The organism is Aestuariibaculum scopimerae, from assembly GCF_059428085.1.
Genome location: NZ_CM182089.1, coordinates 3,951,977 through 3,967,103 on the forward strand (window position 1 = coordinate 3,951,977; position 15,127 = coordinate 3,967,103).

18 protein-coding genes are annotated in these 15,127 nt (G+C 34.1%); 6 read left to right on the plus strand and 12 right to left on the minus strand.

What is annotated here, in order from left to right; genetic code table 11:
• Positions 1-20 precede the first annotated feature (20 nt).
• The 6 genes from porD to AC5SR4_RS17110 form a co-directional block, all read right to left on the minus strand.
• Positions 21-908 carry a type IX secretion system protein PorD gene (gene porD / locus AC5SR4_RS17085; protein ID WP_495357484.1) on the minus strand — a complete coding sequence of 296 codons (888 nt, stop codon included), beginning with the start codon at positions 906-908 and terminating at the stop codon, positions 21-23.
• Positions 901-2,112: a bifunctional phosphopantothenoylcysteine decarboxylase/phosphopantothenate--cysteine ligase CoaBC gene (gene coaBC, locus AC5SR4_RS17090; RefSeq protein WP_495357485.1), complete on the minus strand. Its 1,212-nt coding sequence runs from the start codon at positions 2,110-2,112 to the stop codon at positions 901-903. Before coaBC ends, porD begins: the two co-directional genes overlap by 8 nt.
• A gap of 11 nt (positions 2,113-2,123) precedes the next feature.
• Entirely contained in the window at positions 2,124-2,450 is a 327-nt protein-coding gene (locus AC5SR4_RS17095; protein WP_495357486.1) for a DNA-directed RNA polymerase subunit omega, read from the minus strand.
• A 10-nt stretch (positions 2,451-2,460) separates the two neighbouring features.
• Positions 2,461-3,261 (minus strand): outer membrane protein assembly factor BamD, encoded by an 801-nt coding sequence (locus AC5SR4_RS17100; RefSeq protein WP_495357487.1) that lies wholly within the window; start codon positions 3,259-3,261, stop codon positions 2,461-2,463.
• A gap of 117 nt (positions 3,262-3,378) precedes the next feature.
• Positions 3,379-4,257, minus strand: coding sequence for a 4-hydroxy-tetrahydrodipicolinate synthase (gene dapA / locus AC5SR4_RS17105; protein ID WP_495357488.1), 879 nt, complete (start codon positions 4,255-4,257; stop codon positions 3,379-3,381).
• Entirely contained in the window at positions 4,247-4,777 is a 531-nt protein-coding gene (locus tag AC5SR4_RS17110) for a DUF6913 domain-containing protein (RefSeq protein ID WP_495357489.1), read from the minus strand. Before AC5SR4_RS17110 ends, dapA begins: the two co-directional genes overlap by 11 nt.
• A 58-nt stretch (positions 4,778-4,835) precedes the next feature.
• Between AC5SR4_RS17110 and AC5SR4_RS17115 the strand changes: the two genes are divergently transcribed.
• Both AC5SR4_RS17115 and AC5SR4_RS17120 read left to right on the plus strand, forming a co-directional pair.
• Positions 4,836-5,594: a 5'-nucleotidase C-terminal domain-containing protein gene (locus AC5SR4_RS17115; protein ID WP_495357490.1), complete on the plus strand. Its 759-nt coding sequence runs from the start codon at positions 4,836-4,838 to the stop codon at positions 5,592-5,594.
• A gap of 54 nt (positions 5,595-5,648) precedes the next feature.
• Complete coding sequence (locus tag AC5SR4_RS17120; protein ID WP_495357491.1) at positions 5,649-6,566, plus strand: bifunctional metallophosphatase/5'-nucleotidase; 918 nt, start codon at positions 5,649-5,651, stop codon at positions 6,564-6,566.
• On the opposite strand, the gene AC5SR4_RS17125 is transcribed toward AC5SR4_RS17120, so the two are convergent.
• Positions 6,563-7,297, minus strand: a complete 735-nt coding sequence (locus tag AC5SR4_RS17125) for a hypothetical protein (RefSeq protein ID WP_495357492.1) — start codon at positions 7,295-7,297, stop codon at positions 6,563-6,565. The two genes, AC5SR4_RS17120 and AC5SR4_RS17125, sit on opposite strands and share 4 nt — an antisense overlap.
• Before the next feature lie 188 nt (positions 7,298-7,485).
• On the opposite strand from AC5SR4_RS17125, the gene AC5SR4_RS17130 reads away from it, so the two are divergent.
• A complete protein-coding gene (locus AC5SR4_RS17130) occupies positions 7,486-7,863 on the plus strand; it encodes a DoxX family protein (RefSeq protein ID WP_495357493.1) in 378 nt (125 codons plus the stop codon).
• 14 nt (positions 7,864-7,877) lie between these two features.
• On the opposite strand, the gene AC5SR4_RS17135 is transcribed toward AC5SR4_RS17130, so the two are convergent.
• The 4 genes from AC5SR4_RS17135 to AC5SR4_RS17150 all read right to left on the minus strand — a co-directional run bounded on the left by AC5SR4_RS17135 (position 7,878) and on the right by AC5SR4_RS17150 (position 12,038).
• The gene (locus tag AC5SR4_RS17135; RefSeq protein WP_495357494.1) at positions 7,878-8,594 is read right to left on the minus strand and encodes a hypothetical protein; all 717 of its coding nucleotides are present in this window, start codon (positions 8,592-8,594) and stop codon (positions 7,878-7,880) included.
• Between the two features lie 76 nt (positions 8,595-8,670).
• Positions 8,671-10,677, minus strand: coding sequence for an NAD-dependent DNA ligase LigA (gene ligA / locus AC5SR4_RS17140; RefSeq protein ID WP_495357495.1), 2,007 nt, complete (start codon positions 10,675-10,677; stop codon positions 8,671-8,673).
• 12 nt (positions 10,678-10,689) lie between these two features.
• Positions 10,690-11,550, minus strand: a complete 861-nt coding sequence (prmC, locus tag AC5SR4_RS17145; RefSeq protein ID WP_495357496.1) for a peptide chain release factor N(5)-glutamine methyltransferase — start codon at positions 11,548-11,550, stop codon at positions 10,690-10,692.
• On the minus strand, positions 11,547-12,038 hold the full coding sequence (locus AC5SR4_RS17150; protein WP_495357497.1) for a GNAT family N-acetyltransferase: 492 nt from the start codon (positions 12,036-12,038) through the stop codon (positions 11,547-11,549). The genes prmC and AC5SR4_RS17150 overlap by 4 nt, the downstream gene beginning before the upstream one ends.
• A 141-nt stretch (positions 12,039-12,179) precedes the next feature.
• On the opposite strand from AC5SR4_RS17150, the gene ribD reads away from it, so the two are divergent.
• From ribD to AC5SR4_RS17165, 3 genes are read left to right on the plus strand one after another with little or no spacing between them, the layout of a single operon-like run.
• The gene (gene ribD, locus AC5SR4_RS17155) at positions 12,180-13,184 is read left to right on the plus strand and encodes a bifunctional diaminohydroxyphosphoribosylaminopyrimidine deaminase/5-amino-6-(5-phosphoribosylamino)uracil reductase RibD (RefSeq protein ID WP_495357498.1); all 1,005 of its coding nucleotides are present in this window, start codon (positions 12,180-12,182) and stop codon (positions 13,182-13,184) included.
• Positions 13,177-13,788: an HAD family hydrolase gene (locus tag AC5SR4_RS17160; RefSeq protein WP_495357499.1), complete on the plus strand. Its 612-nt coding sequence runs from the start codon at positions 13,177-13,179 to the stop codon at positions 13,786-13,788. Before ribD ends, AC5SR4_RS17160 begins: the two co-directional genes overlap by 8 nt.
• A 5-nt stretch (positions 13,789-13,793) precedes the next feature.
• Complete coding sequence (locus tag AC5SR4_RS17165; RefSeq protein ID WP_495357500.1) at positions 13,794-14,405, plus strand: IMPACT family protein; 612 nt, start codon at positions 13,794-13,796, stop codon at positions 14,403-14,405.
• Positions 14,406-14,539: 134 nt separating this feature from the next.
• On the opposite strand, the gene AC5SR4_RS17170 is transcribed toward AC5SR4_RS17165, so the two are convergent.
• Complete coding sequence (locus tag AC5SR4_RS17170) at positions 14,540-14,938, minus strand: acyl-CoA thioesterase (protein ID WP_495357501.1); 399 nt, start codon at positions 14,936-14,938, stop codon at positions 14,540-14,542.
• Positions 14,939-15,127 lie beyond the last annotated feature (189 nt).

The following is a 15,127-nucleotide window of genomic DNA, read 5'->3' on the forward strand; positions in this document are numbered from 1 at the left end:
CGTTTTAAATAGCGCTCCATTTAAAACTTAATATTCTGCCATTTGCTACTGTGCATGGGGGCAACTTTTTGAAGTATTTCTTTAACACTGGCAATATTAACATTTGGGCCATCTGTAAAAATCTGTTCAATTTCATCAGCTTTGGCATCAAAAAACGTACGCAATAAAAAGGAGTTAGGACGACGCGTATTCATAGCTTGAAACTGTTTTAAAGACGTTGCTATTTCTTCTTTACCCTGTTTTACATTACTGCTCATAACATCCAGCCCCTTTCTGTGATATGCATACATCACCGCTCGGTATTCTTTAAATGTTGGTGATAATATATTGTCTATTAAAGCAAAGCGGCTTTGTAAACCATCCGCTAATTTCCAACCTGCATAATTTTCCTGTTGTGAGTAGTTCGTTATAGTTTGCGCTTGTTTAAAATATTCAGCACCACCATTTTCTGAAAAAGAATCGGCATCCAATCCAATAATCATATATATATGGAATGCCAATACCGATACTAAATTAGATTCGTACTGATTAGGATTAAATATTAAATTCTGAAATTCTAAATACCTAAAGTTAAAGTCCTTATCATTAAAATTATATATCGGTGTATTAAATGATGAACCATAAACCGGTCTGGAGGATTGTACTTGCAATGAGGCTTGAAACGATTCCCCACTGTAATTGGTAATATTAATCACCATACTGCAGTCTATACGTTCTTGTATGGCAAAAGTTTTATTGGTCCATTTGGTATTGTTAACAAACTCGTTTAGCTGCTTTTCCAAAGTTTTAAATATAGGGAAGTTCTCGTTTCCTGTTTGCTGGGCATTAACCACAACATTACAGTTTAACTCTTGGGAAAATCCTGTAATTCCTAAACCAAATATTAAAACTATTAGAATATTACGCATGTATTTGTTCTAGAATTTTATTTAGCAAGTCTTTAGCCACTTCGGTTTTAGACTTTAATGGGTATTCGGTTATTTGGTTGTGGCTATCAATAAAAGTAACTTTATTGGTATCGCCCTTAAAACCGGCACCTTTGTCATTTAACGAATTTAAGACAATTAAATTTAAATTCTTTCTTTTTAATTTGTCTTTTGCATTTTCTAATTCATTGTTGGTTTCCAATGCAAAACCAACCAAATATTGATGTTCCTTAATAGCGCCTAGAGAAGCCAATATGTCCTTGGTTTTTTCCAACTGTATGGTTAACGTTTTATCCTGCTTTTTTATTTTTTGCGAGGCCACTTCTTTTGGGGTAAAGTCTGCAACCGCAGCAGAAAGTATAGCCACATCAGCTTCTTTAAAATGGGCATGGACTTTATTGTACATAGAATCGGCATTAACAACAGGTATGGTAAAAATAAGACTGTGCGATACGCTAAGGTGGGTAGGTCCAGTAATTAAGACGACCTCGGCCCCTAGGTTCGCTGCAGCTTTGGCTATTTCAAACCCCATTTTACCACTAGAATGATTTCCTATAAACCGAACTGGGTCTATGGATTCATGGGTAGGTCCGGCTGTGACCAGTATTTTTTTGCCACGAAGAGGTAATTTGTTTAAAATATCGTTTTCTATAAAAGCAACAATATCCTCAGGCTCTGCCATTCTTCCCTCTCCTACCAAGCCACTGGCCAATTCACCACTAGCCGCAGGAATCATAATATTATTATAACCCTTTAAGGTATTGAAAGAACGTAAAGTGCTTTCGTGTTTATACATATCTAAATCCATAGCTGGCGCAAAATACACAGGGCATTTGGCCGATAAATAGGTTGCCAACAAAAGGTTATCGCAAACCCCATTGGCCATTTTGGCTAATGTATTGGCCGTAGCGGGAGCTATGATAAACAAATCGGCCCAAAGGCCTAAATCTACATGATTATTCCACACAGCATTATCATCTTCTTCATTGGTAAAAGAAGAATAAACTGGGTGCTTTGAAAGTGTGGATAATGTGAGTGGTGTTATAAAATCTTTAGCAGAAGGCGTCATAACCACTTTTACGGTCGCGCCCAATTTTACAAACAACCTAACTAATGAAGCAGTTTTATAAGCGGCAATACCAGCACTAATGCCTAACAGTATATTTTTGCCGCTTAATATTGACATTTTAAAACGTATTACTGAGAATCTTCCTCGGTATTTCTAAAATAAATTTTATCTGTTAACCATTCTTGAACAGCTAAAGCATGTGGTTTAGGTAACTTTTCATAAAATTTAGAAACCTCTATTTGTTCTTTATTTTCAAAAATCTCTTCTAAACTATCATTATAAGTAGCAAATTCTTCCAACTTATCAATAAGCTCTTTTTTAATCTCTGTATTGATTTGTTCTGCACGTCTGGCAATAATGGAGATAGACTCATAGATGTTATTTGTTGGCTCGTCTATCTGATTTCTGTCATACGTAACAGTATTGACAGGCGCATTGGTTTTTTTTAAATCCATAGTTATTTATTTAACTTTTTGTGCTGTAATTTTTTAATTCATTATCTAAAACCGAAGCCATTTCGCTTAGCTTTTCATTGTGTTTCGAGTTAGCATAACTCTTTTTAAAGGCTTCGTAATATTCTTTAGCGGTTTTTAAACGCGCTTCTTTTTTATATTCTATACTATTTACCGCTAGTTGGTAAGCAGAATCAAACCTATAAAATAAGGCGTCTTCTCTTAAAGATGATCCTGGAAAATCAAAAATGAAATTATCAAAAGATTTTATGGATGCTTGGTAATCTGAAATTAAATTATACTGCTTAGCTATACTAAAAGCCTTTTTCTCTAATTTAAAATCCAATTCTTGAACCAATTTACTTGCTTCTTTTAAATACTCCGATTCTGGAAAAACATTAATAAACGTCTGTAATTTTTCTATAGCTGACTTGGTTTCCGTTTGGTCTTTCGTATATGCAGGTGATAGCATATAGTAGCTCTTGGCACTTAGAAAAGAAGCTTCTTCCAATTTCTCACTTTTTGGATAACTGGAGGCAAAACGCTCAAATTGATAACCCGCCGTATAATAATCACCCATTTCGTAAAAGGAATTAGAATACAAATACATAAGCTTTTCCGCTTGTGGCTTTCCTCTATAACTAGGTACTATTTGTGCAAATAGCCTATTAGCCTTAGCATACTTGCCTGCATCATATAATTCCTCCCCCATTTTAAATTTTAAAGCGATATCCTCAGACTTTAAAACCTTTTGATATTCGCTGCAAGCAGTTAATAGTGTGAATGTTACTAATGTATAAAGTATTCTTCTCATAGTTTTAAAACAGGATGCAAAATTAAGTTAATAAAATGGATTTTAAAAATATTATTTTAATGCTAAAATAAACGCTTAATGGAAGCATTCATAAGGTTTAAGTAATATTTAACAGAACTAAAAACTATTTACAAATGTTTTAATTTTTTCTTTTAGTTGAGTAGATGCTGGCACTAGTGGTAACCTTACGGTATCATTACATAGATTTAAAGCTTCAAATACTGCTTTAATACCCGCAGGGTTGTTTTCTTCAAAAATATACCCTATTACATCCATTAGCCGGTAATGCAGCTTGTATGCTTCTTTGGCATCCCCCTTGAGCCCCAAACGAATCATCTCTGAAAATGCTTTTGGAAACCCTTGTCCGATAACCGATATCACACCTGCGCCTCCAGCTAAAACAACTCCCAAGGCCAGATCATCATCACCAGAAATTATCAAAAAATCATCGGGTTTGTCCTTTAGTAATTGCAGATACTGTGCTACATTATTTCCCGCCTCTTTAACTCCAATGATGTTTTCAAAATCGTTTGCCAAACGCAGGGTTGTTTGGGGTTCTATGTTTTTTGAGGTACGCCCTGGAACATTGTATAAAATAATGTCTATAGGCGAAACCTGTGAAATAGCATTAAAATGTTGGTAAATCCCCTCTTGAGTAGGTTTACTATAATATGGAGAAACCGATAAGATGGCATCCATCCCACTTAAATCTGTACTGTTAATTTCTTCTATTACTTGTGCCGTGTTGTTACCACCAATACCTAGAACCATTGGTACCCTGCCATGGTTAGCTTTAGCAACCGTGTCAATAACCTCCTTTTTTTCTTGTTTGGTTAGTGTAACACTTTCGCCTGTGGTTCCACAAATTACAAGGTATTCGGTACCGTTATCAATATTGAAGTTAACAATGTTTGCCAAAGCGTCGTGATCTACACTTAAATCCGGCTTAAAAGGTGTAACCAAAGCAACTCCAGTTCCTAGAAACTTACTGTTCATTTTTAATCTTATTTAATATAGTTAGGTATTTAAAAACTTCATCTTTAAATACATCAAATTCTTTTAAATTGGTCTTTATAATTAAATCGTTTAAACGCTCATCGGTTTGTAAAATGCCTATTTTAAGTGCAGATTCCGATAGTGCCGTTATTAATTTCAATTCCAAAATATCAGCTTCATAATAACTTATTAAAGCATCAAATTTGGTATCTAAAAACGATTTCAATTCAATATTATTAATAGTTCCATTCCAACCAAAATCCTTAGAATCAAAACACAATTCCCAAGAATTTAAATTTTCCTTTTTATAAGCAGTATAAGCTATAATTTTCAATCTATTGGGACGTACTTTTAAAAAGCTTGCCAGTTGTCTAAACTTTTCAAAATCACTTTCTTCATCTAAGTTTAAAACAATTCCTAAACTATTAACTTTATTATCAGTAACACTTACGTGCCTATTTGATAACAATTTATTTAAATACTTTTTATTAGATTTTTCCTTAAAACCCTTTAAAATCATTTATCTTTATACTTTGCGCAAAGGTAGCAAAAGTACACCCAATAAATCTATTAAAAATATGAGGTTTACATATTTAATTTATTTGTTATATATATCACTATTTTTTAATTGTGCACAACCAAAAAAGCACCTCACTAAAATTGAGGGCAAACAAATTCAAATTACTGACAGTTTGCCCCTCAACCCAGAAATTGAAGCTTACATCAAACCTTTTAGAGAACATATTGAGAACGATTTGGATAGTATTTTGGCATACGCTAAGGATACCTATTCTAAATCTGACGGTGCATTTAACACAGCCATTGGAAATTTTATGGCAGATGCTGTATATTCTGAAACAAACCCCATATTCAATAAAAGAACAGGTAAAAATATCGATATGGTTTTGCTAAACCATGGAGGAATTCGATCCATTATATCTAAAGGAGATATTAAAACTCGAACAGCCTATGAGTTAATGCCTTTTGAGAACAGCATTGTAATTGTAGCTCTTAAAAAACCACAAATGGATAGTCTGGCCTACTACTTAAGTAAAACCAAAAAAGCACATCCCATATCAAAGTTAAAACTGGTAATTGATGGTGATTACAATGTAACAAGTGCCACCATTAATGGCGAAAGATTTCAAGAAGATAAGATTTACTATGTGGCCACTAACGACTATTTATACAATGGTGGTGATAATATGACATTTTTTAAACCAAACGATACCGTATATACCATGAACTACAAAATACGAAATGTACTAATTGATTATTTTAAAAAGGTAGATACGATCGCACCCGTTAGAGATGACCGGTTCATTCAAGTTGAATAATTATGAACAAGAACCTAGAAGATTTTGAAACCTTGAAACTTTGAAACTCCAAACATGAAACGCAGAGACTTTTTACAACAAACAACTGCTACAACAGCATTAGTAACCCTAGGTGGTTTTGGTTTGAGTGCTTTTACTGCCAAGCCAAAAACATCTAAAATTACCATATTGCATACCAACGATGTGCATAGTCACATAGATCCTTTTGGTCCTGAAGATGGTAGGAATGCCAATAAAGGTGGTGTTGCCAGGCGGGCTAGTTTAATTGATACTTTGCGACAAGAAAACCCCAATACACTGCTATTGGATGCAGGAGATATTTTTCAAGGCACTCCCTATTTTAATTATTATGGTGGTGAGCTGGAGTTTAAATTAATGAGCAAATTAAAGTATGATGTTGCTACCATTGGAAATCATGATTTTGATAATGCCATCGATGGTTTGTATGCCCAACTACCACACGCTAAATTTAATTTTATATCTGCCAACTACGATTTCTCTAACACTATAATGGATACTCATGTTAAACCCTACAAGACTTTTAAAAAAGATAATATAAAGATTGGGGTTTTTGGACTTGGCATTGAACTGGACGGTTTGGTGGATCCTGCCATGTATAAAGAAACAAAGTATTTAGACCCTGTTGAAATTACCCAGGATATGACACGTATTCTAAAACAGGAAGAAGAATGCGACCTTATCATATGTTTATCACATCTGGGCTATTACTACGGAAACAACCCTAATAAAATAAGCGATTTATCATTGGCTAAACAAACAAGGGACATTGATTTGATTATTGGTGGGCACACGCATACTTTTCTAAAAAAACCTACCGTAGTTAGGAACATTGATGGTAAAAACATGCTTGTAAACCAAGTAGGGTGCTATGGTATTAATCTTGGTAAAATAGATTTTTACTTTGATGCCGATAAGAACAAATCAGCAGAAGGCATCTCTATAATAGTCTAAGCCAAAATATTATCTGAGTAATATTTTTGGTTTGCCACTGTAGCTCTCTTAGCTGCCCTAGCTATAATTTCATGCTTAAACATTAAATAGAGCCCAAGTACATACAATGTTCTCTCTATAATTACAAAATTCAAATTATACAAATAGTAAATATTTATATAGTTTAAAACCGCAGAAAACGACAAGAAAATAACTGCTACCAAAAATAACGTACTGGGTCTGCTTTGCGTGTTTAAATAAGCACCAAAAGATATAAGTGCCAATACAATTAATACGAAACTTTTAGCACCAAATAAGAATACCTCTGTATTATCAGTAACAACCACATGTAATAAAGTGTAAGTGATATATAAAAAATAAACAGAAATGGCAAAGACAGTAAGCAAATAAGCACCTACCAACTTGTCTACCTCAACAACCTTAAACCTTGGAAAGGCAATAATTATTAAATACAAATAACTTAACAGATAAAAAACACTTGAGGTCTTAATAAAGGTTTCCCCTGGAAAAAACAACGAGGTTACATCTCCTAAAAACGAGAACATTAAAAAAGACAGAAATGCTATACCAATAACCTTATACTTTTTAAAAAACAACAGAAATAAAACGGGAATAAATAAAAGTAGTGCGTAAGCGTTTTGTAAAACCGCTCCAATAATGTTAACAAGCATCAACAATAATAAAGCACTCAAAAACACACCATTAAAACTAAGTTTTGGGTAGTTATTCATAACATTTAAATTAAGTAGGTTATACCAAACATACTATTTTTTTTGATTTAATCGTATAAAAAAAGCACTTAATCGATGAAATTCATCAAAACACCCCTTTTTTAAATATTTAGGGTATTATACTGATAAGTTAAATTACTAAATACGTCTAAGTGCTTAATTACAAATTACATATAAATGAAACACCCATGAAAAAGTACTTGCCATTAGCATTAAGAATTTTGGTTGCTATTATATTAATACAAACGTTACGGTTTAAGTTTACAGCACATCCTGATAGTGTATTTATTTTTGAAAAAGTAGGCTTAGAACCTTATGGCAGGATAAGCATTGGTATATTAGAATTAATAGCGGGTATACTACTATTGGTACCAAAAACCGTTTGGGCCGGAGCCGTTATAACCCTGGGGGTTATAGGAGGCGCCATATGCATGCACCTAACCACACTTGGCGTAGAAATAAACAATGATGGTGGTGTCCTGTTTGCAACAGCCCTAATAACATTTATGCTATCGACCATCATTCTATATTTATACAAAAAAGACATTCCCTTTTTAAAGAAATAAAGTCACTTTTTAATTTATTGGTCTACCAACATGTTCACATCTTCCCTGCTCTCATTTAAAAGTTTAGATTGCTGATAAAAGAAGTAATACGCTATTAAATGCAAAGTAGTAGACAGTACATTCAATAAGTTCCTTTCAGAAATATAGGTATATGCTATCCAAATTACCTCAGCAAATACAATGGACAAAGCTCCTAAAAACAAGTATAATGATTTTACATTATCGTTATAAAAGTAGTTGAGAAGTGCCACCGACAATAAGGACAACATAACAATATTATAAACCAACTCCACATAGTATTCGTTAGACATCTCTACAAATGGATTAACAATAACCTGCAATACATAAACAATGTACACACTTAACACTAACAACACAATTAAATGGATTTTATAATTCTTTAAAACATGGAACAGGTTTATAGATTGGCAAATTTTTATTAATAAAAAAAGGTATGCCAAAATGTATAGTGAATTACCTAAGTAATAATCAATCTTATAAGGCACATAATCCTCTAAAAAAACCATTAAATCTGAAACAGAAAAAAATATCAGGAACAGACTAAAATAAAGAGACTTATTTTTAACATTAAAAAAGTATATTAGCGAAATAATCGGCAAAATCAATGATCCCAAATAGTAAGCCGCTGTATCGTGCCCACTAAATTGAAACAGCACAGAGGCTAAATAAACTAGGGATACCAAACCTATCATAATTTTCGTTTTGTCCATAATAGCAATTTATGGTTTAAAGCACAAATATAAAATAATTTTACAATTAAACGACAAAAAAATACATTTTATCGATTTATTTGGTTGTGTTTTCTATTTTTTGTAAGAATTCATACTCATTTATAATAGAAATATTCAAATCTTCTGCCTTTTTCTTTTTACTCGGCCCCATATTATCGCCTGCAACAATAAAACTAGTCTTAGAAGAAATAGAGCTACTCACTTTTCCGCCATTATCCTCTATTAGCTTTTTGAGCTCATTTCTTGAAAGCGATTCAAAAACTCCTGAAACGACAATACTCTGGCCTTTTAAAATATCGGTCTGGCCCATTAATTGCTCGGCTGACATTTCTAATTGTACCCCAAACTGCTTTAGCCTATTTATTATGAATAGATTTTCTTCAGAAGCAAAAAAGGCAAGTACACTTTTTGCTATCTTAGTTCCAATTTCATCTACATTAACTAAATCTTCCTCAGAGGCTGCAGCAATAGCATCTATTCGCTTATAGTGTTTTGCCAGTTTTTTAGCAACCGTTTCACCTACATATCGAATACCCAACGCAAACAAAACCCGCTCAAAAGGAATGTTTTTAGATTGTTCTATACCATGAATAAGGTTGTCCGTGCTTTTATCGGCCATACGCTCCAAGAGCACCACTTGTTCTTTTGTTAATTCATAGAGGTCTGAATAATTATTTATTAGCCCTGCATTTACCAATAAAGCAACCGTTTCGCCACCCAATCCTTCAATATCCATGGCTTTTCTAGAAATAAAATGCTGTATACGACCTATAATCTGGGGCTTACACCCATTATAATTAGGGCAATAATGTTGGGCTTCTCCTTCTTGCCGCACTAATTCGGTATGGCACTCAGGGCAATGCGTAATATACTGTGTTGGTTGTGAGTTTAAAGGGCGCTTACTTAAATCGACCCCAAGAATTTTAGGAATAATTTCACCGCCTTTTTCAACGTACACCTCATCGCCCACCCTAATATCTAACTTTTCAATTTGGTCTGCATTGTGTAAAGAGGCTCTTTTTACCGTAGTACCCGCTAATTCAACGGGCTCTAAATTAGCAACCGGTGTAATGGCTCCTGTTCGGCCCACTTGGTAGGTAATACTATTAAGTCGCGTAGAGACTTGTTCTGCCTTAAATTTATAGGCCATGGCCCAACGTGGGGCTTTAGCAGTGTAACCCAATTCCTCTTGTTGCCGTAAATCATTTACCTTAACAACTACCCCATCCGTTTCATAAGGCAAATCATGACGATGGATATTCCAATAATCTATAAATTCCAAAACACCATCAATAGAATTGACCAACTTGGCTGCTTTTGGCACTTTAAAACCCCATTGTCGGGCTTTCTCCAAACTTTCAAACTGCGTCTCTATTCCCAAATTATTGCCAGTAATGCTGTAAAGCAAACATTCTAGTGGACGTTTAGCCACTTCAGCACTATCCTGTAACTTTAAACTTCCCGATGCCGTATTTCTAGGATTTCTATAAGGTTCCTCGCCTATCTCAATACGTTCTTCATTCATTTTATTAAAACCATCAAAAGGCAAAATAATTTCACCACGAATGTCAAATTTGGGAGGATAATCGCCTTTTAGTTGTAGGGGCACCGATTTTATTGTTCTAACATTAGTGGTAACATTATCGCCTTGAAAACCATCACCACGGGTAACAGCCTTTACCAAAATACCATTTTCATAAGTTAAACTTATAGAAGCACCGTCATATTTTAGCTCACAAGTATAAGCAATAGTACCTTCTATTATTTTCTTTATACGAACTTCCCAATCCTGTAAATCTTCTTTTGAATAAGAATTGTCTAAAGAATACATTCGATTTTCATGTGGAATGGTCTCAAAATTTTTGGTAATCTCCCCTCCTACACGTTGGGTTGGGGAATTAATGTCAAAAAATTCAGGGTGCTTTCTTTCTAAATCCTGAAGTGCTTTTAATTTAATATCAAACTCATAATCTGAAATCGTAGGGTTGTCCAGTACATAATAATTGTAATTATGCTGGTTTAATTCATCTCGAAGTTGTTTTATTTGTTGCTCTACAGTCATAAATATATCAAGCTATTGCTTTTCGCCTTTAATAATCCTATCCTTCTTAAAGACATCTTGTTTTAATTGAATATTCTTAAAATTATTCTGGGTTAACAGTTGTATCATTTCGCCACCAAGATACTCATTGATTTCAAAAAACAACAAACCTTTGTCCTTTAAATTGCTATTCGCAAAACGTGTAATAGCCTTATAAAATAACAACGGGTTTTCATCTTTTACAAATAAGGCCAAATGCGGTTCATTATCCACAACATTAGGCTTCATTAATGGCTTCTCTTGTTCCCTTACATAAGGAGGGTTAGACACAATAATATCGAACAACTGTTCATGGAACTCAGGACTCCAGGTTTCAGAATTTAAAATATTGGCTTCAATAAATTTTATGTTTACGGCATTCAATACTGCATTTTGCTTGGCAATTTCCAAAGCCTCCTTGCTAACATCCAGTGCATATACTGTTGCCTTAGGTAAATGCTTTGCCAAAGTTACGGCTATACAGCCACTACCCGTACCAATATCTAAAATGCTTATGGGGGGGTGTATTGCAAACTCCTGGTGCAGTACCCACTCAACCAATTCTTCCGTTTCAGGTCTAGGAATTAAGGTTTGTTCATTAACCTTAAAAGGCAAACCAAAAAATTCGGTCTCTCCTAATATATATTGTATAGGTTGTTGTTGCTTTAATAATTCCAAAGCCTCAAGGATTTGTGTTTCATCCACAACAACCATATTGGGATCCAAGGCTAGGGTCATTCTAGAAACCCTGTAAAAAGATTCTGTAAGAATGTAAAAAAAACTATCCACCTCTTCCTTACCATAAATGGTATCCAATGCCTCATGGAACTTATGTTGTATAGCCTTTAATTTCATAAATCCTTAATCATCCAGACACCACAAGAGTAATGTCCTGTATTACCTAAAGCACCAGATATATGCTTAAACCCAAATGCTTCATAAATATGTATTGCCGCCTTGAGTTGTGAAGCCGATTCCAAATAACATTGTTTGTACCCCATAGTCTTAGCAGCATCCAAACAAGCTTGAAACAAAACTTTACCATAGCCCTTACCCCTAGCGATAGGCGAAAAGTACATCTTTTGAATTTCACACACAGACGCTTCAAAATCCTTAAGCGGCTTAATACCACCACCACCCAGAACAGTTCCCGCCTGTTCCAAAACAAAGTAAACAGCATTGGCATCTTGATAAGATGCATACATATTGGTCGTTTCAGGGTCAGCATATGCCGTACCTTCCATGGGTATTTTAAATTCATGAAAGCAAGCCCTAATAACCGCTTCAATAGCGGCATTGTCACCAGGTTCAATTTCTCGAATAACTATGCTATCTTTGCTCACTTTAAAATGTGTAATTTTACGATTGTGAAGATACTTAAATCTGAAAAAATGCTTGACAAGCGATTTATAATCTTATCAACAATATGCATGTTTTTTAACTGCACAAATAAATGACGTATCATAAAATTAAACAACAGGCAGTTGGCACAGCATGAAACATACATAAAACGTTGTATTGAAATTGCCAAAAACGGTTTAGGAACAACCCGCCCCAACCCAATGGTAGGGAGCGTTATTGTTTACAACAACCAAATTATTGGGGAAGGATTTACAAGTGCCTATGGTGGTAACCATGCCGAAGTAAATGCCATTAATAGTGTAATGGACAAATCGCTTTTAAAACAAGCTACACTATACGTTACTTTAGAGCCCTGTTCTCATCATGGAAAAACACCTCCTTGCAGTGATCTTATTGTAAAGCACCAAATACCAAATGTAGTTATTGGGTGTATTGATGATAATGAAGTAGTTGCAGGAAAGGGTATTGAAAAACTAAAACAAGTAGGCATCCATGTAATAGTTGGCGTTTTAGAAAACGAATGCCGAGAGCACCACAAACGTTTTTTTACCTACCACAACAAAAAGCGCCCCTATATTATCTTAAAATGGGCCCAGACTAGCGATGGTTTTATAGCCCCAAAAACAAAAAACGAGCAAAAACCAGTGTGGATCACCAATATATATGCTAGGCAACTGGTACACAAATGGCGTACCGAAGAACAGGCTATTTTAGTGGGCACCAATACCGTTTTGCAGGATAACCCTAGCTTAACTGTTAGAGATTGGGTTGGACAAAACCCCATTCGGATTGTTTTAGACAAAGCCTTGAAATTACCTAAAGCACTATCGGTTTTCAATAACGCTGCAAAAACTTTGGTGATTAGCAAACATGACTTGGATGACTCTAAAAACATTGGTCAACAAATTTGCAACAACCTGTACAAAAACAATATACAGTCTGTAATTATAGAAGGCGGCGCACAAATACTACAAACATTCATTAACGAAAACCTGTGGGATGAAGCCCGCATTTTTACAGGCCCAAACACCTTTAAACAAGGCATCAAAGCCCCCATGTTTTCGGGAAGATTAATACATGAAGAAACCATTATAAACGATATTCTAAACGTGTACTATAATGATTAAAACCATTATTTTCGATTTTGGAAACGTATTCATCAATTTAGATATTGAAGGAGCTATGGCTTATGCACAAAATAAGTTTAAACTTGACATACTCCCTGAAGAAATAACCAAACACAACAACCTATATGAACGTGGACTTATTACCACCGAAGCCTTTGTAGCATGTTATACCAAAAACTTCCCGCATCTTTCAGAGGAAACATTAATAAACACTTGGAATTTTTTATTAAAAGATTTTCCAAAACAGCGTTTAGATTTTTTACAGCAGCTTAAAAAAAGTAATAAATACAAACTTATACTATTGAGCAATACTAACGAGCTCCACATTGATTGGGTTAAAAAACACGTGCCGTTTTACATCGATTTTAAAAACTGCTTTGATGCCTTTTACCTATCGCATGAAATTCATTTAAGAAAACCTAACCGCGATATTTTCGAGTTTGTTTTAGAAAAAAATAAGCTGGTTGCAAACCAATCCTTATTTATAGATGACAATGAAGACAATATTAAAACTGCAAACCTTTTAGGGTTTAAAACATGGCACATTAATCCAAAAAAAGATGATGTTTGTAATGTTTTTAAAATAAAACACCACTTATTTTAAATATTTTGGACGAAAAAGACACATACAAAACCATAGAAACAACCACCAAATCTATCTTGTTTAAAGACAAAAACAGCAAGTTTTTTGGATATGCCTATCCCGTTTTTACCGAAGAAGATGTAAAACACCATATTGATGCCCTAAAAAAAGAACACCATGCAGCAAGACATTGGTGTTATGCCTATCAAATAGGTACAGAAACCATTAGCTATCGAGCCAACGATGATGGTGAGCCCAACAATTCTGCTGGGATGCCTATTTACGGACAAATACAATCCTTTAACCTAACCAACATATTAATTGTAGTAGTACGTTATTTTGGAGGCGTTAAACTGGGTGTAAGCGGTTTAATAAATGCCTATAAAACAACAGCACAACTAACATTGGAAGCTTCAAAAATCACCCAAAAGACAATCAACATACAGTATCGCATTAGCTTTGGTTATAAAAACATGAATACAGTCATGCGAATTATAAAAGAAAAACAATTGGATATTGTAGACCAAAAATTAGAATTGGATTGCCTAATAACCATTTCCGTTAGAAAAAAAGAAGCACAATCAATTTTCGAAACATTTAACCATCTTTACGAAATCGACATTTTAAGAATTAATTAAGAAAAAATGACGAGTATAAGATGAGCGAAGGATCAGCGAAGGATCAGCGGACCAACAGAAGTAAAACCATTTAACAAATATTAACAGGAATTTACTTTAAAACTATGCTTCTTCCTAACTTTCAAATTTAAAACTCACTCCTTAAGAGCATCCAAAATATATTGTGGCGCTATAACCGGTTTATTGGTTTTCATATCAATAAACACCAAAGTTGTTTCAGCAGTTGTTAAAATCTCACCCTTTTCATTCGTAATTTCATATGCAAATTCAATTTTTACAGTGGGTATCTTTTTTATTTGAGTTTTTACATTAATTACATCATCATAACCTGCTGATTTTTTATAGTTTATACACAAAGAAACTACTGGTAGCATAATACCATTTTCTTCCATGCTTTTATAAGAAATTCCTAATTTACGCAACCACTCAATACGCCCCATTTCAAGATATAGTGCGTAATTACCGTGATATACAATGCCCATTTTGTCGGTTTCACCATATCTCACTCTTATTTGTATTTCGTCGATTTTCATAAGGTTAATTAAATATTTTTTTGTAGCTTCGGCAAGAGGATAAACATGAGCAAAAATTTGCAAAAATTCAATAGCAAATGATTTTTTTTTTAAGAATTTTGTTCACATATTTGCAATCCTAAGGGGGAATAAGAGAATCTTTTTCTCTTAATCATAAAAGACTAACTAACAAAACCACAAGTATTAATA

Excerpts from the sequence above, each read along its gene's own strand:
- prmC (WP_495357496.1), bottom strand. The coding sequence starts at position 11,550 with ATGAAATTAAAGGCTATACAACATAAGTTCCATGAGGCATTGGATACC.
- coaBC (WP_495357485.1), bottom strand. The coding sequence starts at position 2,112 with ATGTCAATATTAAGCGGCAAAAATATACTGTTAGGCATTAGTGCTGGT.
- AC5SR4_RS17115 (WP_495357490.1), top strand. The coding sequence starts at position 4,836 with ATGAGGTTTACATATTTAATTTATTTGTTATATATATCACTATTTTTT.
- AC5SR4_RS17110 (WP_495357489.1), bottom strand. The coding sequence starts at position 4,777 with ATGATTTTAAAGGGTTTTAAGGAAAAATCTAATAAAAAGTATTTAAAT.
- AC5SR4_RS17135 (WP_495357494.1), bottom strand. The coding sequence starts at position 8,594 with ATGGACAAAACGAAAATTATGATAGGTTTGGTATCCCTAGTTTATTTA.
- AC5SR4_RS17160 (WP_495357499.1), top strand. The coding sequence starts at position 13,177 with ATGATTAAAACCATTATTTTCGATTTTGGAAACGTATTCATCAATTTA.
- porD (WP_495357484.1), bottom strand. The coding sequence starts at position 908 with ATGCGTAATATTCTAATAGTTTTAATATTTGGTTTAGGAATTACAGGA.
- ligA (WP_495357495.1), bottom strand. The coding sequence starts at position 10,677 with ATGACTGTAGAGCAACAAATAAAACAACTTCGAGATGAATTAAACCAG.
- dapA (WP_495357488.1), bottom strand. The coding sequence starts at position 4,257 with ATGAACAGTAAGTTTCTAGGAACTGGAGTTGCTTTGGTTACACCTTTT.
- AC5SR4_RS17130 (WP_495357493.1), top strand. The coding sequence starts at position 7,486 with ATGAAAAAGTACTTGCCATTAGCATTAAGAATTTTGGTTGCTATTATA.
- AC5SR4_RS17095 (WP_495357486.1), bottom strand. The coding sequence starts at position 2,450 with ATGGATTTAAAAAAAACCAATGCGCCTGTCAATACTGTTACGTATGAC.
- AC5SR4_RS17120 (WP_495357491.1), top strand. The coding sequence starts at position 5,649 with ATGAAACGCAGAGACTTTTTACAACAAACAACTGCTACAACAGCATTA.
- AC5SR4_RS17100 (WP_495357487.1), bottom strand. The coding sequence starts at position 3,261 with ATGAGAAGAATACTTTATACATTAGTAACATTCACACTATTAACTGCT.
- AC5SR4_RS17125 (WP_495357492.1), bottom strand. The coding sequence starts at position 7,297 with ATGAATAACTACCCAAAACTTAGTTTTAATGGTGTGTTTTTGAGTGCT.
- AC5SR4_RS17170 (WP_495357501.1), bottom strand. The coding sequence starts at position 14,938 with ATGAAAATCGACGAAATACAAATAAGAGTGAGATATGGTGAAACCGAC.